This window comes from Flavobacterium psychroterrae (genome assembly GCF_018380615.1).
Lineage (GTDB): Bacteria > Bacteroidota > Bacteroidia > Flavobacteriales > Flavobacteriaceae > Flavobacterium > Flavobacterium psychroterrae.
On the sequence record NZ_JAGYVZ010000015.1, the window covers coordinates 70,975 to 92,222 of the forward strand.

The window sequence follows — 21,248 nt, forward strand, 5'->3', positions numbered from 1 at the left end:
TCCCTTATTTTGGAAACAATTTAAATCTTCTTCAAAAAAAAATCCATTCCGCATAACGGAATGGATTTTATAAAATAAGTAATTGGATCTTTTACTTAAATATTATTTTCTTAGTTGTCGTTGAATCATTTTCAAGAATAACTTTTACTAATAAAACCTGATTACTGAATGGTAAATTTTGCAATTGCAATTCAGTTGCTCCCACTTTATTTTTGTCATAAAGCAGTTTTCCTGTTATATCAAAAATAGTAACTTGTTTGATATTTTCGTTTGTTGAAGTTACTTTGACAACTTTGTCCTTAACTGTAACTATAAGATTATTATCAGGGTTTTCGATGTCTCCAATTCCTAATGTTTTGTTTGTATAACGTAAAACCAATCGATCTGTAAAAGTTCCTATCGCAGTTTTAAAAGTATAATTACCGGCGGTTAAATCGTGAACTTTACCAGTTGTTTTATCTTCAAGATAGATATTTTGATTGCTTAAACTTCCATCAGTTCCATCTATCGAAATGGTAAAGTCACCTTCAATTGTAGTACGATATCCTAAAGAAATAATATCAGCATCTGAAAATGGCAATGCACGTCCTTGAATTACATATTTATTGTCGTTACTAAAACTATAAAAATCGATGTACGCATTACCGTTAAAAGTTAAACCATCATAATTTTTATCGAATTCATTAGTGGCTCCATCAACATAACCAACAAGTAGTTGTTTAAATGCTCCGCCATCATTAGTCATATTTAACCATACGCGATTTGCCTCAGTTCCTTTTGATGTTGTTCCCGGTTTAAAAAACTGAGTATTATCTGTCGCTCCTGAACGCATTGAATTATTAAAAGTCACAGTTCCTCCTGATGTCCCGGCGCTAGCAAAAAACGATTGACCTGCTGCAATTTTACCAGATGGTACCGCAGGATTATTTCCTGGTATACTTCCGCTTGGTGCTGCATAAGTTCCTGTTCCTCCGGTAAGATTATAAACAGCATAATCATCTGAATTGTATATATATCCAGGTGCAAAAACCACCGCCGTATTATGGGTCCAGAAATAAAGAGTACCTTTTAGAAAAGTATTTGCGGCTAAAAATTTAGCAGCATCTAAAGCTGATGGATAAGGATTTCCTATTAAGTAATATTTATTTGCTCTCAATGTTTCTCCGGAAAGGTTTCCGTTATTTGGAACTCCAATAAAAGAAGCTTCATAATCTGCTTTTACTGTTCTTGAATAACTTTGCGGACCACGAATAATATATCCTTTACCAACGGTCATTATTGTACTTGAATTTGTTCCAACCCAACCATCTCCGTCAAATCCAAAATATTTATCGAATAAAGTTAAAGGAGAAACGCCAAGTAATGTTTGAGAACTTACCGGTGTTGACCAGTATGTAAAATCTGCTACGCGAATTTGTGGTGTTATACGTTTATAAGTAATATCACCAGTATTAATAGTAGGACTATCATTTAACTGAAGCAAACTTGAATGATTTTCGAATACCAATGATCCTGTTGGTGCTACTTTTATTTCGTTTGTAACGGTTAGCGTATTACTACTAAAAACCGATAATAAAGCATTAGCATTTACCGTAAGTGCCTGCGCAACACCACTTATTCCAGTTCCCGAAATAATAGGCTTTCTGGTAACATTAGGTATTACTACACAATCTGATGCAGTTGGGATTCCGTCTGGACTCCAGTTTGCATCTAAATTCCATTTTGTATCAGTTGCACCAGTCCATGTTTTAACTGTAGCAGCATTAATATTTACTACGGTTATGGGTGATGTACATCCAGAACTGTTTCTTGCTGTAACATTGTAAGGTCCTACTGCAAGTCCTGCAAATATTCCTGTAGTATTTGTATAGGTTGATCCGTTAATACTATAACTTGTTCCAGTTCCTGTTGGTGCTGTAATTGTAATAGTTCCTGTATTTACTGAACAAGTTGGTTGAACTGTTGTTACGATGGGAGCTGTTGGTAAAGGATTTACTGTAACAGTTAAAGTAAATGGCATTCCTATACATCCCCCAGAAGTTGGAGTAACTGTATAAGTTGCTGTCTGTGGACTACCGGTAGAATTCACAAGTGTTCCTGATATGTTTATTGGCGAACCTGTACTTGCAGCACCTCCTGTCATTGATCCTGTTACTGTTGGAATTCCCCAACTATAAGTTGTTCCTGAAGGAATAGTTCCGTTAGTTCCATTTGCCGGAGTAACTGTAAAAGCTAATGCAGTACAAACTGACGCAGTCATTGGATTAATTACTGCAGAAGTTACATTCACAAAAACAGGGGCAGAATCAACTGTACTACCACAAGTAACAAGAGCACGATAATAAGTTGGAACCGTTTGTGAAGTAGTAAATGTAGGATTTGTTGAAGCGACATCTAGATAGTTAATTGTTAGATTATCTATAACATGGTTGTCTGTTGAAGCTCCTGTACGTGCTGAAAATTTAAATTTCCAATTTGATTTATCAGAACTAAGATAATTTGCTGGTAAAGTCAGATTAGAAACTACTGTGGTACCTCCAATAGAGAGAGACAACTTTCCATTGTTATCCACACTTAATACTACATTTCTAGCACTTGAAGTTCGTATATTAAATGGAACATTAATCGCAGAACTGAAGATTGAACTTCCATTATAAAGTATTCTGACACGACTTCCTGTTGCTATTCCCTCATTATCATAACTATCTAACTGTAAGATGATTCCAGAACCTTCACCACCTTCACCATTTCCTGCATTATTTACAACAGTAGGAGCATAACTCAAACTTAATCCATCAGCACCGGTGCCTCCATAAATTTTATAATCAAACTTTGTAGTAAAAGCATTTATATTTATACCAGGCGTCGATTGAATTACGAAACCTCCATAATAACTTGTATTCAATTTAGTTAAAAGCAATTCTCCTCCAGTGATAGATGTATCATTTCCGTAAAGGCTAATATTTCCAACCGTTGTATTAGCAGATTGTGCTGTTGAAAAAGTACTTGAAAAAAAAGTTGATGGTGTTGGAAGGGCATTTGTCCATGGAGCGTTACCATCTGGTGAAGTTTGCCAAACATAAGTTGTTCCATCTGCTAATGTATTTTGTAAAGACAGAGTAAAAGGAGTACCTGGACATACAGACGCAGCTGATGTAACAGTATTTCCCGGAGCTGGTGCAACTGAACATACGTCCTGAACTGTAATTAAATAATCTTCAACTTGTCCAAAACTATTTCCATCAACAGATGAGCATGGGGTTGTATTGTAAGAATTATAATGACTTATAATACGCATTCGGGTATTACCTAAAACGGCTCCATTTGGAATAGGGAAATAAACTGAAGCTATTTTTCCATCACTTCCTGTAGAATTAGAGATAGTTCCAATTGCATAATATTCTCCTGAATCATCAAAATCACCATCTTGATTCCAATCTACAAAAGCTGTATAATAAAAATTGTAATTCCCATTATATGTATTTCCATTTACAGAAATAGTGTAGCTCTGCCCTCTAATTAATGTAGTACTACTACTTGAAGCAAAATCTTCATAAGCTGTTGTACTTGATGCGGATGAGGGATTATTTAAAGTATTAAGTCTTACATTCGTAATTGGCGCAACTGCAGCAAAATTAAATGTACATCCTGCATTTACAATTCCAGAAGATGAAGCATCAAAATAGGTATTACTTTTATTTACTGCTGTTGAACCATTGCTTCCCCAAGAACCTGCAACTGTAGAAGAATTATTAAGAATAAGAGTTCCTACAGAATGAGTAAAAGAGCCAAGATTTACTTTTGCTCCTGAATCTATAGAAAAATTGTTAGCTACATTTTTTGCATTATTTAATGTAATGATTCCAGTATTTTTAATTGCTACACCTCCAGTACCAGCAAAAGTTGCAGGCCATTCATTACCAGCAGTACGATTTGTTATAGTATTATATTGTAATGTAGATGCTCCGCCATAAGTCACAGCGGTTGAAACAGTAGCAGCGTCTTCCATAGAAAGGGTACCATTTACTGCAACTCCAGAGGTTGTTTTAGCTCCACTACCCGACAAAGTTAGATTATAATAATTGTATGAACCAACGGTTTGATTTCCAGATCTATTGTAGTTTACAGTACCCGTTGAAGAAGTAAATGTTCCTCCAGACATATTTCCACCAACATTTAAAACTCCCGATCCTGAAAAATTAAAGAAATTATTATTACCCATTGTAATATTTCCTGAAGAAGTTACAATTCCAGATGATAGCGTTATTCCAGAAGTTCTCGTAGTACTAGTCGTTGCAGCTATAGCAATAGCCGTACAAGTAAGAGAACTCGTTCCTACATTAAGAATTTTATTTACTCCATTAGTACTTCCCGCATTAATTGTTACTACTCCTGAAACAGTAAGAGAATTACCTGCACTTATTGTAACATTATTTGTGGTCCCTCCACCATTAATTGTAAAGTTTTTACATACAGCATCAGTATTTATAGTAATTGTTCCAGTAACACCATTTGGTATTATGACATCATCAGTTGCTGTAGGCACTCCTGAGGGAGTCCAATTGTTATTTGCATTCCAATTGTTACTTGCAGAACCATCCCATGTTTTTTGGGAATAACTAAAGTTTACAAAAAACATCGCAACACAAAGCAATTTTAAACTCGGAATAAAAGACCTTTCTGAAGAAGAAGAATTAAATTTTAAAAATAAAGAACGAACGAACAAAAGTAATTTTTGAATCATACAGGTATTGGGGTTTTATATTTTGTTTTTGGAAAATATCTTAAAAAAGCAAAAGTGTTGTTTTTCAATAATTTATTTATTTTTCCATCAACATCGTTTTGCATTTTAATTTCTAAAATATTCTATCTTCTTTGAAAGCTTTTATTTACAAAATAAATTTTCAAAAAAAACAGGCAAAAACTAACCCAACTACATCAAAAACACAATCATTTAAATTTCAACACTTAAAAGATTTCACAATCTTGTTTTAAGAAATTCTGCTTCAAATAAACTATAAAAAAGAGTGTCTCGCAAGTGTTTTTTTTCAAAACACTTCTTTTCCGACAAACTGCAAAAATATCCGATGAAATGCATTTTATTGGTTTTTAAAAAATTGTTTCAGATAAAAAACCCTACTTTTTAAAGTGCTGTTTTTTCATTTTTTGCATAAAAAAATCCATTTATAAACCTATAAATGGATTTTTTTAACTGAAAAGTGAATTATTTAGTAAATTATTTTTTTCGAATGAATATTCTGAGAATCTAAAATGACTTTTACAAGCAGTACTTGATTCTGAACTTTTAAGTTATTAATTACTAAATTATTACCTGAAATGTCCGTTTTTTTGTAAACTTGCTTACCCGATAAATCGTAGATAAAAACGGTGCTAATATTTTGATTTCTGAAGGAATTTATTGTAATTATTTTATCCTTTACAGCAATCAGTAAATCATTATTTTCTCCTTCATTTTCTTCAACTCCTAATGACAAATTAGTGTATTTTAATACGAAGCGATCGTTAAATGTTCCAGATCGTGTTGTAAATGTATAATTACTTTCTCGCAGATCATGAATCACGCTTTCATACTTATCTTCAAGATAAACGGGCTGTGTATTTAAATCACCTTCTGCATGATCAATAGCAATTGTAAAATCGCCTGTAATTGTGCTTCGATAACCTAAAGGAACCACATCTCTATTTTGAAAAGGTAAGGCACGTCCTTGAATCACATAATTATTTTCGGTATCTACACTGTAAAAATCCAGGTATGGGTTTGCGTTAAAACTCTTCCCATCATATCTGTTTTCATAATCGTTTGTAGCACCATCAATATAAGCGACAAGTAATTGTTTAAAAGCCCCTTCATCATTTGTCATATTCAACCAAATACGATGCGCTTCAATTTCTGCATCTGAATTAGTTTCCGATTTAAAAAATTGATTGTTATTTGCGCCTCCTATTCGCATTACATTGTTAAATGCTATAGTTCCCGGAGCATTGGCACTTACAAAAAAGGATTGACCCGCAGCAATTCTACCTGATGGAGTATTGTTATTGTTTCCTGGAATACTTCCGCTGGGTGCCGGGGCTGTAGCAACTCCACCACTCAAATTATAACTTGCATAATCGTTTGAATTGTATTGATAACCCGGTCCAAAAACTACCGCAGTATTATGTGTCCAGAAGTACAGTGTACCATTTAAAAATCCATTTGCTCCCAGGAAAGTCTCGGCTTTTAAAGCAGACGGGTAAGGATTTCCTACTAAATAATAATTACCTGTTTGCACAGTTTCCGCCGAAATATTGCCATTGTTTGGCACGCCAATAAACGATGCCGTATAATCAGCACCAACAGTAGTTGAATACGTTTGTGGTCCGCGAACAATATAACCTTTTCCGACTACCATACTTGAATTTGCAACAGTAGGTACCCAGGCTGTTCCGTCAAATCCAAAATATTTATCAAACAAAGTCAAAGGAGAAACATCTACCAATTTCTGCGGATTAACAGGTGTAGACCAATAGATAAAATCAGCAAGACGAATGTTTGAGCTTGTTCGCTTATAAACGATATTACCTACGTTAACAGCAATTGTTGTTTGTAACAAACTGGAATTATTTTGAAAAGTTACAGTTCCGCCATTATTTATCAATGCATTCGTTAAAGTTAAAGTGTCAAAAGCCTGAATTGAAATATTTACTCCTGAATTTACCGTACAACTGCAAGCAGTAATATCTGCGCCGGCTCCGGGAGATGTATAATTTCCAGCAAAAATAATATTCTGATCTACGGTGGGTGTACCATTAGACCAAGAAGTAGTGTAAGTATTAGTAATCAATCCCGGCACAAAGGCACCTGTTGAACTTGCAGATGTACAGGTTCCGTTATTGACGATAAAAGTATATGTATTTGCAGAAAGTCCGGAAACAATCGCCGTGGTTCCTGAATATGGTTTTACAATAGCACCGGGATTCATAGTCAAAGTTCCACCAGAAGGCAAACCGCTTAATGCGACTGTACCAGTAGGAACCGCACATGTAGGCAGAGTTATTGTTCCGATAATTGGAGCTGCCGGTAAAGTATTTACAGTAACAGTTGCAACGCTGGAAGTAGCAGCAATACAAGGTCCGTTTTGTACAACAGCTCTAAATTGAGTCGTTTGTGTTAGTATTCCTGATGTATAAGTTGTAAGCCCCGCAGTACTTGCAATATCTGTCCATACCGTAAAAGGATTAATTGAAGATTGCCATTTTATTACAGTTCCGCTTTGTCCAGACAATAACAATGGCGCACTTGTAAAACCACTACAAATTGTACTACCTCCCGCAACTGAACCTCCTGCGCTTGCTGCTAAAATTGTTACACTTGCAGTATTAGTTGCAGAAACAGCAGAAGAACAAACTCCAGATGCTAATCCCGTAATTGTTATAGTGCTAGTCCCTACAGTTGTTAGACCCGTAGCCGTAAAAGTTCCAGTTCCAGCTGTAGCTACAGTCATTGTTGCAGATAATGCGGTCTGTACAGGAATATTGGTATTATAAGTTACGGTGTAAGTTCCTACAGGTAAATTAGCTGCATTTCCTGCTACTGTGATTATAGAAGTTCCATCTGTGGCGCAAGCATTTGTTGCTGTTGCAGCTGTCGTACTGTAGGTTGGGCAGGTATAGGTTACTTTTATTTGTCCGTTTCCGCCGTTTCCGCCTTTGTTATTGCCAATACCCAACAAAACCAGTCCGCCACCGCCACCGGGTATAGCGCCATTACCTCCAGGACCTGCTAAAGTTGCTCCTGAACCTCCGGCTCCACCTCCTGCAACAGCAGCTCCACCAGCACCACCATTTGCGTTATTACCATTTGCGGCAGTTCCTGCACTACCTCCTGCACCTCCTGAAAACAACAATGCGAGTACAAGGCTACCATTAGATCCTTTCCCGCCTGAAAAAGTGGTACCTGTACCACCTGTACCGCCAATACCTGCAGCACCTCCAACGCCACTTGTACCGCCAATGCCTCCATTAGCTGATACTGTTGAAAAACTAGATGCTGCCCCATTAATACCACTTGCTGTAGTTCCTGCTGCTCCTAAACCAACTAAATAACTTATTGAAGTATTAGGAGTTACGGTAATTGTGGCTTTACTATAACCTCCGCCGCCGCCGCCTGCTGAGTTACTCGTGTCATTTCCTCCTCCAGATCCTCCTGCTCCCCAACATTCAGCTGTTACGGATGTAAGTCCCGCCGCTACTGCAAATGAACCACTACTGGTAAATGTATTTGTGGTCTGAGACCATGAAAAAATGTAAATAAAAAAGGCAAATAAAGATAGTTTTAGTCTCATAATGGTAGGATTTAATATTAATGGCTTTAATTATTTTGTGCTATTTTTATAGGAAATACTGAAAAAAAAGATTTTTTTTGCGACTTTAGGATTAGTCTGAAATCAATATTGTTATAAAAAAGCACCGTCTCTAAGTTACTGAAATAAAGCTTTTTATACAAAAAAAAGTAATATTTACCTACAAAAATTATGAAAACTAAAATAATTTGCCTCGATTTTCCCAAAAAAATACAGCTTTAGCTCTAAATTCTTACTTTTTATATAAAAAAAACAAAATTTTATCATTTGAAAAAAAAACAATTAATTCATGACAAATAAAGAGGCTTTGTTAAAATTAGAACACTTTTGTGCCTATCAGGAAAGATGCCATGATGAGGTGGTAAACAAATTATACAGCTTAAAAATGACCCCGGATGAAATTGATGCTATTGTAGTTCAGCTAATTGAAAGTAACTTTTTGAATGAGAGTCGTTTTGCATGCAGTTTTGCAAGAGGAAAACACCGTATAAAGCACTGGGGAAGAATTAGAATTACAAATGAACTTAAAATGAGACATATTTCTCCTTTCAATATTACTTTGGCATTAAAAGAAATTTCATCTGAAGAGTATGAAACTACTTTTGAACAACTTTCTGAAAAATGCTGGAATGGTCTTCAGGAAAAAAATATTTTGAAAAAGAGAAAAAAATTCTGCGATTATATGTTACGAAGAGGTTATGAAAGTTTTTTAGTTTATGATAAAGTTACTGTTTTAGAGAAAGAATTTAATTAATTCTTAGATATGAAATATAAATAGGAAAACATATTAAATTTTCTTACTTTAGAATAACCTGATTTTTAGCATATTTTGCGAATAGTCAACGCAACTCGCTTTTTTTGGAATAAAATTTTAAAAATTCTCAGTTTTTAGCCCATAATTTACGAGTTTTCTTATATTTAAAATCCTGTATTTATAAGAAATAACATGAATATACGATTTTAAACGTGTAGTTCATCGACTTTATTTAACACTTTAACGATTATATATTAGTTCTAAAAACCTATCTATTTAGTAACACGTAGATGTGTCTATATTTGTGCGGGCAAATTTTATCCTATGCCAGCATAACAAATTGTATAGAACACATTTAACATGAAAAAAACTTTTCTTTTACTTTTATTTTTACCTTTTTTTGGATTTAGTCAAATTGACCTGGTAAAATGGAATGCCGCTAATGCTAATAATTTGAGCCCAACTTATTCTGTTGCAAATGTCACTTCGCAAGATTTGTCTCCAAATAACGGAATTAACATTGCTTATACTTCGGATAACAGTAACGAAACTTTTTTTAAAACAAGCAACTGGCCAACTCCTGCGGATAATGGTGGGGAATATAATCCAACAAAATATATTCAGTTTACGATAAAACCCAACACAGGCTATAAGGCAGATTTAAGTACTTTTACCTTTCAGGCTAAATCTGGTTCAGGAAAATTTAGAGTTAAATATTCTAAAGATGTTTCTTTTGCCACTGGTGTAAAAGATTTAATATTAGAAACTTCAACTCCAACAACATGGACAACTTATACAACAAGTTTTTCTGCAGAGATAAATCCGATATTACCAACCGAAACAGTTTACGTTAGAATCTATGCTTATAGCACTTATAATACTTTTGATGTAAAAACAGGAACTAATACAAATAATGTTGTACCACTTATTAGAGGAACTATAACAAGTTTTGACTCTTCTAAAATATTGGCTATAAATGATTATGAAAGCACACTAAAAGAAGTTGCAGTAAACATTAATCCTTTAAATAACGATGTTAAAAAAGAAACTGTTACAGCATTAACAATTTCTAATCCACCTGCATCAGAAGGGACCGCTATAATCAATCCGGATAAAACCATAACTTTTAATCCTGCCCAGGGATTTACCGGTTCATCTACTCTTAACTATACTGTAACAGCACCAACAGGAACTTCTACGGCAAGTATCAAGGTAACAATTTCAAATACTACAGATGATAATTTATCTCTCTGGAATGGTGCTTCATCAAGTTTCAATCCCGTTACAAAAACGTATGTAAATTCTAATTCACCTGTAACTTCTACCGGAGCAACACTATCTTATGTTTACCAAAATACCACAAATGCTTTTTTTCAAACCGGAAGTTGGCCGGATCCATCTCAAAATGGAGGTAATTTAGATCTTAACAAATACATTCAATTTAAAATTAATACTGCTGATGCAAATCATCAGTTAAATCTAAAACAATTTAATTTTAGTTACAGAGGATCAACAAATGGTCAACGATTTGAGGTAAGATATTCCAAGGACGTTAATTTTGCTACGGGAGTAAAAGTTTTAGTTCCTCAAACAAATAGTGCCGGAGCATGGACACCAGTAACTACTACTTTCGCTACAGATATAAACCCTGTTCTTCCTAATGAAACAGTATACATAAGATTCTACGTATCTAATACTTACAATACTTTTGATATATTAAACGGAAATGGAAATTCTGTAGGTCCAGTTATTACAGGAACAGTAAAAGACATTAATACCTTAACGGCAAACAATGATTATGTAACCCTTCCCGGAGGTCAGTCTACTGTTATTCCTATTATATCAAATGATGTTATAGGTGGTGCTGCATTACAACAAATAACTGTTACGCAACCAACAAACGGAACTGTAACTGTAAACGGTACTACAAGTGTAACTTTTACTCCTTCAAGTACTTTTGCAGGAACAACTTCATTTAATTATACATTACGAAACGCTAATTCAAATTATTCATCTGCTACTGTTGGGGTAACTTCAGCTTGTACTCCGGCTTTAACCGCAGGATCAAATTATTGGAAAGGTTATGTTTATAATTATACAGGTAATAATCCGGCTGCCACTACTTATACAGGATCTGTTGCGGAAAAAGCTAATTTTGATCGAAATATAGGCGATGGTGTAATAACCGGAGACGCTACTGTTGCAGCAGATGCATTTTGTGGTACTGCACCAAGCGACAAGTTTTTTGTACGTTATTTAATGAAAGCTACAACAACAGCAGAAACTTATAACATTACATTAGGTGCTGATGATGGAGTTAGATTATACATTGATGGAACATTAGTAAATGTAACACCAGCAAATTCATGGAGTGATCATAGTTATATTGGTTACTCGGCACAATATACTTTTACTGCCGGTACGCATGATTTGGTTTTAGAATATTATGAAAATGCAGGTTCATCAAGAGTTTCCTTTTCTTATGGTGCTGTAAAAGGTAACCCAACAGTTTACGGAGATAACAAATGGAATGTTTATGGTTATACATTAGCAGACATATCTTTACCGGCGGCAAGTTACGCAGGAACTTATGTAGATAATAATTTAAACATAAATACTCAGACATTTTGGGACAGAACTAAATCACCATCTTATACTGCTGGATGGCAAGGTGCCCCTATGAATATTGATCAATTTTCAATTGCCTATAAACGTCAGGGTTTTCCTTGTGGACGTTACCAGATACAGTTAGTAAATTGTGATGATATTGGAGAAATTTATATTGATGGAGTAAAGGTTTACACCCAATCAGGATATACTAATACTTCAGTACTAATAAATAGCGGACAACAATACTCTTTAAATAAAAACTCTAAAGTTGATGTTCGTCTTAGAGAAGATGCCGGAGATGCTAATGTAGCAATCAATTTTATTGACGTGCCTTTTAGTTATGACGGATCAACTGCTCCCCCAGCAAACTCTTCTATCATTATCAACAATAATTATACACTAACAAATGATTTGGAAGTTTGTTCATGTACAGTAGCTGCAGGTAAAACATTAACAATTGCGACTGATAAAGTCCTTACTGTAAATGAAAATATTACTGTAAATGCAGCTGGTAAAATAGTAGTTCAAAACAGTGGTTCATTAGTACAAACAAACAATAGCTCTACATATACCGGCAGCACGACTTCATTTGAAGTTAACAGAAACACAACGCCTATAAATCGTTTTGATTATACTTACTGGTCATCTCCGGTAATCAATCAAACTTTATACAATTTATCTCCAGAAACTTTGTTTGACAAATACTTAGAGTTTGACTCCTCTATTAATAACTGGAAATACTTAAATGGAGGAAATTACATAATGCAGCCAGGAAAAGGATACATTATCAGAGGGCCTCAATCTTATGCTGCAATTGGCAATCCACAAATTTATCAAGGAAAATTTATTGGTGTACCTAATAATGGTATCATTACAATTCCGGTAATAAATAAAGCTGGTAATACTACAACAACAAATTTATTAGGCAATCCATATCCATCGGCTTTAAATGCAGATCAGTTTTATGCAGACAATAGTGCTGTAATTAAGGGAACATTTTATTTATGGACGCATTCAATTACGCCGGTTCCTAATGCAAACGGTCAATTTGTTTATAGCGATTCAAGCTACATTTCATACAACGCAACCGGTTCAACAGGAACAGGAGATTTTACAAATTGTCCTACTTGCGGAGGTAATAAACTTACTGGAAATATTGCATCAGGACAAGGATTTTTTGTACAAGCTAAAACAACAGGAAATGTTGTATTTAATAATGCATTGAGAGTAAAAACAACGGCAAGTAACAATCAGTTTTCAAAAACAGCAAAAACTGTTGTGGAGAAAAACAGAGTTTGGCTGAATATTAAAAATAATGATGGCGCTTATAACGAAATGCTTTTAGGTTATATTACCGGAGCAACAAATGAATTAGATGATGCTTACGACGGAAGTACTTATGCATCAGGAACCGCTTTATATTCAATATTAGGTGAAAACAATTTAGTTATTCAAGGTCGTGCTTTACCGTTTGAAGAACAAAAAGAAATAATTCCATTAGGTTATATTGCAAGTTCAGCTACAGAATATACAATTGGTATTGAAAGTGTTGACGGACTATTTAGCAGTAAAAATGTATATTTATTAGACAAAACTACTAATGTTGTAACCAATTTATCTGAATCAAGATATACTTTCGCTACTGATCCAGGAACATTTAATGATCGTTTTGTACTTTCATTTTACAAAAAAACTACTATTGCTCCTAATGAGGAACCAAAACCGGCAGATCCGGTAACAACTGAGCCTGAAACGCCAGTAGTAACCGAACCTGAAAATCCTGTTACAACTCAACCGGAAACACCAGTAGCAACGCAACCTGAAAGTCCAGTTACAACTCAACCGGAAACACCAGTAGCAACGCAACCTGAAAGTCCAGTTACAACTCAGCCGGAAACGCCTGTAGCAACACAACCTGAGAATCCAGTTACATCTCAGCCGGAAACGCCTGTAGCAACGCAACCTGAGAATCCTGTTACAAGTCAACCGGAAACGCCTGTAGCAACACAGCCTGAGAATCCTGTAGCAACAACGCCGGGAGGAAATCCAACTCCTGAAAACCCTGTGCTGGAAATTCCTTCAATACCAGAAATCACAAGAAAACAGATTGTGATTTATCAGTCAAATAATCAAATCCTGATTGAATCTGATCTTTTAAATATTGAATCTGTGTATGTTTATGATGTTTTAGGACGAAATATTTTTAATAAGGAAAATGTACATACAACATCGTATTCAACGGATCAATTATCGATTCAACATCAGGTCATAATTGTAAAAGTCAGAACAGAAGACAACAAAATCATTACCAGGAAAGTAATTTTCTAATAACAAAAAAAACCATTCGTTGCGGCGAATGGTTTTTTTATTTCTTTTCTTTTTTATCTATTAGTTATGGTTTTTCAATCAAAATACTAACGGCATTTCCTCCAAAACCAACAGCATTAATTAAAACTCTTTCAATTGGTTTTATCTGAATTTGTTTTGTTCCAAAAGGTACTCCGATAAAAGTATCGTGCTCCAACATTAAAAGCGCCAGTTCTACACTTAATATTCCGGATGCTCCAAAAGTATGTCCGATCTTCCATTTATTTGTCGTTAATAAAGGCAATTGAGATCCGAAAACTTTTTCGATGGCTCTTAATTCTGTTAAATCACCTTTTATCGTTCCGGGAGCGTGCATGACAATAACATCAATACTTTGCAAATCAACATCTTTCAAAGCCATTTTCATCGATTTTTGAAAACAGGTTGCTTCCGCAGAAATTGAAATATTATGTTTTAAAATCTCCGTTGCATATCCAACTCCTGTAATGTATGCAATTGCATTTTCCTTTTCACCGGATTCCAAACAACAAACCGAAGCGCCTTCGCCTAAAATCATTGTATTCTGAGTTTTTTCAAAATCAAAAGCCAGATTGGGCCAAAGTTCATCGTCCTGATCGATTCTGGAATAGATTTTTAAAGCACGCATTTGAGCAATCGTAAAATCGGTTAAAGGAGCTTCACTTCCGCCAACTAAAAATTTATCTGCCATTCCTGATTTTAACCATGCAACACCATTTAATAAGGCATGAAGTGCCGTTGAACACGTTATAGAATGCGAAATTTCAGGACCATTGCTTTGTAAATCGTGCGCAATCCAAGAAGAAATATTCCCTAAAGTTGTGGTTGGAGAAGCTAAAGTTGGAGCTTTTCCAGTATTTAAATATGCCGAATAATGTTTTTCGAATAAATCTGTTGCACCTCGGGATGAACCAATATTGATTCCGAAAATATCATCTGAATTCCATCCTGCTTGTTGAACTGCCTTTCTAGAAGCTGCTATAGCAAATAAAACCGAATCATCTAAAAACTTGTATTTAATATCTGATTCTCTTAATTCAGCTATAATCAACTTTGATTCAGTATCTAGACAAGCTACCGAAGTTTCCTGCTGATCTAAAAACTGTTTAGAAAAACAATGTTGATTGTCGAGATATCTTTCCCAGATTCCTTCAGTGGTATTTCCTAAAGGCGAGATAGAAGAAAAAGCTGTTATAGCAATTTTATTATTCAAAATTGGTAATTTTTAAATGGCAAAGTTCGCGAAGTTTTGTAAAAAATGGCACACAGATGACACAGATTAAACAGATTTTCACTGTTTCTTTTCATTATAATCTGTGAAAACCCGTTTAACCCGTTTAAACCTGTGGACAAAAAAAAAATCAAACCATATCAATCGCTTCTTCAATAATCGAATATACTTTTTGAAGCTGTTCATCTGTCATAATATAAGGCGGAAGAATATAAACAATATTACCAACCGGTCTTAAAATAACTCCTTTTTCAATAAAGAAATTATAGAGTTTATTTCGCATTGAACCATAATAACTTTCCTGAGAATCTGATTTGATCTCGACTGCAAAAATAACACCCAACGTTCTGGCGGTAGAAACTTTTGGATGGTTTTCAATTTTCTTTTGAAAGATTAAATGACTTGCATTGATTCTTTTAATATTAGCTTGCATTTCATCCGTCTGCAGCAAATCCATACTTGCTAAAACTGCCGCACAACCCGTGGGATTCGCCGTAAAAGTATGACCGTGAAATAATGCTTTATTAATATCATCATCATAAAAAGCATCAAAAATTTCTTGTGTAAAAGTCGTAATCGCCATTGGGATTGTTCCGCCGGTTAATGCTTTTGATAAACAAATCATATCCGGATTTTCAGTAACATAATCCATTGCGAAGGTTTTTCCTGTTTTACCAAAACCTGTCATAACTTCATCAGCAATAGTTAAAACTTTGTTTTCTCTACAAATCTGAATCAATTTTACTAACGCTTCAGGTTCATACATTACCATTCCAGCCGCTCCTTGTATTAAAGGTTCGAAAATAAAACCTGCACAATTATGATTTTTAATCACATTTTTTAATGCATCAAAACTTTCCTGCTCCTGCCCTTTCACCGGAACCGGGATTCGGACTACATCTATAAACATTCCCTGAAAAGCTTGTGTATAAAATGAAATTCCGCTTGCCGCCATAGCTGCAAAAGTATCTCCGTGAAATGCATTTTCGAAAGCAATTATTGTAGTTCGTTTTTCATTTTTATTAAAGAAATATTGCAAAGCTACTTTTATCGCCACTTCAACAGCAGTTGATCCATTATCAGAAAAGAAGATTTTTTGCTGATTTTCAGGCAGAATCTCCATTAGTCTTTCTGCCACTTTTATTGCTGGCTCATGTGTAAAACCGCCAAACAAAACGTGTTCTAATGTCGTTAATTGCTTGTAAATCGCATTTGCAATAAATTTATTACTGTGCCCAAACGGATTCACCCACCACGAAGCAATCGCATCAATATATTCTTTTCCGTTTTCATCCCAAAGCAAAGCACCTTCACCTCTTGAAATCGCAATTGGAGTTTGTGTCGTTTTGTGTTGTGTGTAAGGATGCCAAAGATACTGGCTGTCTTTTTCGGTTAATGTCATCTTATTTAGAATATAGAAAATAGAGTATAGAACAAAGACTTTACGTCTTTGAATAGAGACAAAGATAGGAAAGTCAATTTTCTTTATTCTATTTTCTGTACTCTATAAATTTAGAAGGTTTTCTCGGAACAAGTCTGCATATTCTTTAATTACATTTCGATCAAAATACGGTTCCTGGTCAATTCTGCCAATACATTTTATTCCGGTTTTATTCAGAATGATATTTTCGGTTGATTTGTTTTCGCTTCCGCTGAAGATAATTCCCGAAACCTGAAAGCCACGATTTCTGATTGCTTCTATCGTTAATAAAGTATGATTGATGCTTCCTAAATAATGTCTCGAAACAATAATTATTTTATAATCTGTTTGAATTAAATCGATAATAGTTTCATTTTCATTTAACGGAACAAAAATTCCTCCCGCGCCTTCAATTACTAAATGATTTTCGGTTTTGGGTTCAAGAATTTTTTTTAAATCAATTGTAATTCCATCAATTTCTGCTGCCAAATGCGGACTTGCGGGCGTGTTTAATTGATAACTGTTTTCGAAAATGTGAGATTCACTTCGACTTCGTTCAGCGCCACAACTTAATAATTTCTTTACTTTAATACTATCAGAGTTTTCTAAATCTCCCGCCTGAATCGGTTTCCAGTAATCAGCTTCTAAAGCTTCAACAATAATGGCAGAAGCTATAGTTTTACCAACATCCGTAGAAATTCCTGTTACAAATATTTTCATAAGCTTTTTTTGTTTCACAAAGATGCACAAAGAAAGCTCAGAGATTCACAAAGTAGTTTTTTTCTTTATGTAGCTTTTGTTTTTCTTGGTGTTTCTCTGTGTAATAACTTTTTCAAAAATACCAATAAAAACAACAAACCCATCAATTACGATGGGTTGTATTTTATTCTTCTTTTAATTCGTCAATTACTTTTTTAATTTCTTTGGCATATTTCCCATAAAAGCATTTTACTGTCCAGTCCACAGACAATCCCATAAATAAAATACAAAAGGCAACTATAAAAAAAACACTTATCAATTGTCCATTACTTAAGTTCTCTATCTGAAATCCTCCAGGTTTCATTGAAAGTTTCTCATATACAAAACCAAGTAAAAACAATACTAAAAATGGTGTTAATGCAAAGCCGAACGTTTTGTACAATTCCATATTCAGCCTTATGTCGAAATAAGTTTCATAAAGACTGTCTCTGGTTTTTAAAGTTATATTATTTAGCCTTTTATAAAAGAAATACAACTTAGCCAAATAGTAAATGCAAACAGCTAAAAAGATACTGAAAAGCAAGTAAAAAGGTGCAATCCATTTTTCGGGAAATTCGTACATGTAGGGTATGGCTGCTAATAGAACTACACATATTGTCTGCCCAATCAAATCATTTCTCAAATTTCTTCTGATCTTGCCTAACGGTGTCTTGGCCGATTTTATTTTTTCTAAATTATCTGGAAGAACGACATTATCAGTTTTTTCATTGTTCCATGCGTTTTGTATATCGTTAAAATCCATATCCCTGATTTTTAATTATTTCTTTTAATTTTTCTTTTGCTCTGTTTAATTTCACTCTTGCGTTTCCTTCAGATATTCCGAGATTTTCTCCTATTTCTTTATGAGAAAAGCCTTCTAACTGATAGAAAATAATAGCCTTGTCAATTTTTTCCAGTTTTTGAACTGCTTTGTAAAAATGATCAATCTGACTTTCTTTAATATGCGAATCGCCTTCATCGTCTTTAATGTTTTCAGAAGCGATTTCATATTTATCAACTTTCCGTTTTTCTTTTTTCAGGAAAACAATTGCCGTATTTACTGCAACGCGATACATCCAGGTCGAAAACTGACTTTCGTTTCTAAAAGAATCATACGATTTCCAAAGCTGACAAATAATCTCCTGAAACAAATCTTGCTGATCGTCATGATTATCCATGTACATTTTAGAAACCTTGTAGAGTATTCCTTTATGACTTTCGATTCTATTTAAAAAATATTGTTCTTTCTCTTTCAAAATAGTACTAATTCATTACTGGTTTTACCTGATATCCTGCTTTTCTTAACAAATTAATTACTCCTTCTTCACCAGCTAAATGTGCTGATCCAACCGCCACAAACAGACTTTCTTTTTGCATCATTGCAGGCAATAATTTCACCCAATTCTGATTTCTTTCTTCAAGCATGTATTTTTTAGCTTTCGCATTCATTAATTTCTCAGCAGTAATATCTTTATATAATTCTTGCAAATTTTCCTTTTTATAATTCGTTACAAGTGAATTTGTTTCCTCAACATCAGATTCTTGTAACATTGCTATCATTTCACTATCAGAATAAGCATTTTCAAAACTTTTAAATTGAGATTTAACCGTTTCTAATCCGTCGACTTTTAAATTCCTTTTCTTTGCGTTTTCGATAAATTCCAATTCATAAAATTTTAAATCTGTGCAACCTAAGGTTTTCATCGAAATTAAACTCATTACTGCCATTAAACTAAAAGCATCTACTTGCTGCACGGTCATTCCGGTTGTCTTTTTTAAAATTGCATCTAATTTAGACAATTGTTCCGGATTTAATTTTTTACTTAAAGGTTGTTCGCCCATTGCCATTTGCTGCATTGTCGTCATTTCTTTTGGATCAGCCAAATTGACTTCTAATACTAATTCAGTCGAAGCATCGAGTGCTTTTTTTGTTTTATCAGATAAAAAATAATCCGGTCCGCAAATCATATGAATAGTTCCGTACAAATAAGAAGGTTTTGATAATCCATTTCCTGATACTTCCCATAAAAGTGAATTCTCAAGTTTTGGAGATTTGGTTTGTGCCTGAATTGACAAGCTAAAAACAATTGCGATTGCTGTAGCTACTGATTTGAATACATTTTTCATTTTGTTGATTGATTAAGTTGATAATTGATTGATGATTGTATTTTAATGATTGATTGATTTGATGATTGAAACCCACTGTTACTATTTAATATTTTTCTTTCGTTTCCATGAAGCGATCGAAAGCATAAATAAACAAATCATTACAACGAGTGTTTCTGTTCTTGGTTTATCAAATATAAAATGGTTTACTAAAGTGTACCCTAATCCGAGAGAAGTTAAAAATATAAATATAAAGTTTGAAGTTCTCTCGCTTTTTGAAGTTGATTCTGTTTTCATAATTATTTTGGTTTATTTGATTACGGCTCGTAAGTAATCAAACAATCAAAACGTTACAAAAAAAATTAAAGTTTTTAAAACTTTTTTAAAAAAGCGAGGAAAAACAGGGTATTCACAAAGATTCACAAAGAAAAAAAACAGAGATTTACAAAATTTTACTTTGCGAATCTCTGTGCCTACTTCGTGAATCTCTGTGAAATAAAAAATTTAAAATACAAAATCTCTCAGAAGTTCTAAAACCTGATTGATTTCTTCTTCAGAATTAAAACTATGAATACAAAAACGCAAACGCTCTTGTCCTTCAGGAACCGTTGGTGAAAGAATTGGTTTTACATCAAATCCTTTATCCTGTAATTGTTGTGCCAATTGCTTTACGTTTTCATTTCCCGGAACAATTGCTGATTGTATTGCTGATTTACTTCGAACAAACATTGGCTTTAAGCCAAGTAAATTTTTCTGCTGGTTAAACAACACAATGTTTTGACGCAATTTGCTGATTGTTTCTTTTTCGATTACTAATTGGTGATACGCTATTAAAATTGTAGCAACAGAATGTGGAGATAATCCTGTTGTATAAATAAAACTTCGGGCAAAATTCACCAGATATTCTTTAAGTTCTGTACTTCCTAAAATTACTGAACCGTGGCAGCCTAAACCTTTTCCAAAAGTCATAATTCGGGCAAAGATTCTATTATGTAAATTAAGATATTGAATTAATCCTTCGCCTTTTTCGCCAAAAACACCTAAAGTATGTGCTTCGTCAACTACTAAATAACAGTTGTACTTTTCAGCTAGTTCAACTAATTCTTCTAAGTTTGGAGTATCGCCATCCATAGAAAAAACAGTTTCGGTAATAATGTAAATATTAGTTGGAATTTGGAATTTAAAAGAGTGGTATTTAATAATAAGCCTTTCCAGATCTTCAAAATCATTGTGATCGAATTTATACGATTTGGCATTTGACATCACAATTCCATCCCGAATAGAAGCGTGACATAATTCATCATATAAAATAACGTCATTTCGTTGCGGCAGAGCGCTAAAAAAGCCAAGATTGGCATCGTAACCTGAATTAAAGATTAAAGCCGCTTCAGCTTCATGAAACTCTGCAATAAAGGCTTCTGTTATCTGATATACAGAATGATTGCCTGAAATCAAACGAGAACCCGTTGCACCGTTCTGGAAAATTTCGTTTTCCAATAAATACGCATGCGTTAATTTAAAAATAGATTCGGATTTTGAGAATCCAATATAATCATTAGAAGAAAAATCTACTAAATTATTAAACACAGGTAATTTCCTAAGCGAATTATTCTGCTTACGGTTTTCAAGCTTTTTAATCAGGTTTTCAGGTAATTTCATAAAAGCAAAGTTATGAAATTG

At 34.1% G+C, this 21,248-nt stretch carries 12 protein-coding genes; 2 read left to right on the forward strand and 10 right to left on the reverse strand.

Translation table 11 applies throughout. The annotated features are described in order from the left end of the window. Window positions 1-91: 91 nt before the first annotated feature. Together KHA90_RS16030 and KHA90_RS16035 are read right to left on the reverse strand one after the other, a co-directional pair. A complete protein-coding gene (locus KHA90_RS16030; RefSeq protein ID WP_213302698.1) occupies window positions 92-4,744 on the reverse strand; it encodes a GEVED domain-containing protein in 4,653 nt (1,550 codons plus the stop codon). A gap of 484 nt (window positions 4,745-5,228) precedes the next feature. Further along, window positions 5,229-8,345 (reverse strand): T9SS sorting signal type C domain-containing protein, encoded by a 3,117-nt coding sequence (locus KHA90_RS16035; protein ID WP_213302701.1) that lies wholly within the window; start codon window positions 8,343-8,345, stop codon window positions 5,229-5,231. A gap of 307 nt (window positions 8,346-8,652) precedes the next feature. Here KHA90_RS16035 and KHA90_RS16040 point away from each other — a divergent pair, with 307 nt between their 5' ends. Both KHA90_RS16040 and KHA90_RS16045 read left to right on the forward strand, forming a co-directional pair. Next, a complete protein-coding gene (locus KHA90_RS16040) occupies window positions 8,653-9,117 on the forward strand; it encodes a regulatory protein RecX (protein WP_213302704.1) in 465 nt (154 codons plus the stop codon). Between the two features lie 360 nt (window positions 9,118-9,477). Continuing rightward, a complete protein-coding gene (locus tag KHA90_RS16045; RefSeq protein WP_213302708.1) occupies window positions 9,478-14,055 on the forward strand; it encodes an Ig-like domain-containing protein in 4,578 nt (1,525 codons plus the stop codon). A gap of 64 nt (window positions 14,056-14,119) precedes the next feature. On the opposite strand, the gene KHA90_RS16050 is transcribed toward KHA90_RS16045, so the two are convergent. The 8 genes from KHA90_RS16050 to KHA90_RS16085 form a co-directional block, all read right to left on the reverse strand. Continuing rightward, window positions 14,120-15,286 (reverse strand): beta-ketoacyl synthase N-terminal-like domain-containing protein, encoded by a 1,167-nt coding sequence (locus KHA90_RS16050; RefSeq protein ID WP_213302711.1) that lies wholly within the window; start codon window positions 15,284-15,286, stop codon window positions 14,120-14,122. A 148-nt stretch (window positions 15,287-15,434) separates the two neighbouring features. Then, complete coding sequence (gene bioA / locus KHA90_RS16055) at window positions 15,435-16,706, reverse strand: adenosylmethionine--8-amino-7-oxononanoate transaminase (protein ID WP_213302714.1); 1,272 nt, start codon at window positions 16,704-16,706, stop codon at window positions 15,435-15,437. A 102-nt stretch (window positions 16,707-16,808) separates the two neighbouring features. Then, complete coding sequence (bioD, locus tag KHA90_RS16060; protein ID WP_213302717.1) at window positions 16,809-17,444, reverse strand: dethiobiotin synthase; 636 nt, start codon at window positions 17,442-17,444, stop codon at window positions 16,809-16,811. A gap of 163 nt (window positions 17,445-17,607) precedes the next feature. Continuing rightward, window positions 17,608-18,225 carry a hypothetical protein gene (locus tag KHA90_RS16065; RefSeq protein WP_213302720.1) on the reverse strand — a complete coding sequence of 206 codons (618 nt, stop codon included), beginning with the start codon at window positions 18,223-18,225 and terminating at the stop codon, window positions 17,608-17,610. Then, complete coding sequence (locus tag KHA90_RS16070) at window positions 18,215-18,718, reverse strand: RNA polymerase sigma factor (RefSeq protein ID WP_213302723.1); 504 nt, start codon at window positions 18,716-18,718, stop codon at window positions 18,215-18,217. Before KHA90_RS16070 ends, KHA90_RS16065 begins: the two co-directional genes overlap by 11 nt. A gap of 7 nt (window positions 18,719-18,725) precedes the next feature. After that, the gene (locus KHA90_RS16075; RefSeq protein ID WP_213302725.1) at window positions 18,726-19,589 is read right to left on the reverse strand and encodes a TraB/GumN family protein; all 864 of its coding nucleotides are present in this window, start codon (window positions 19,587-19,589) and stop codon (window positions 18,726-18,728) included. A gap of 81 nt (window positions 19,590-19,670) precedes the next feature. Beyond that, window positions 19,671-19,865, reverse strand: coding sequence for a hypothetical protein (locus KHA90_RS16080; protein ID WP_213302728.1), 195 nt, complete (start codon window positions 19,863-19,865; stop codon window positions 19,671-19,673). A gap of 207 nt (window positions 19,866-20,072) precedes the next feature. After that, window positions 20,073-21,227 (reverse strand): aminotransferase class I/II-fold pyridoxal phosphate-dependent enzyme, encoded by a 1,155-nt coding sequence (locus tag KHA90_RS16085; RefSeq protein WP_213302731.1) that lies wholly within the window; start codon window positions 21,225-21,227, stop codon window positions 20,073-20,075. Window positions 21,228-21,248 lie beyond the last annotated feature (21 nt).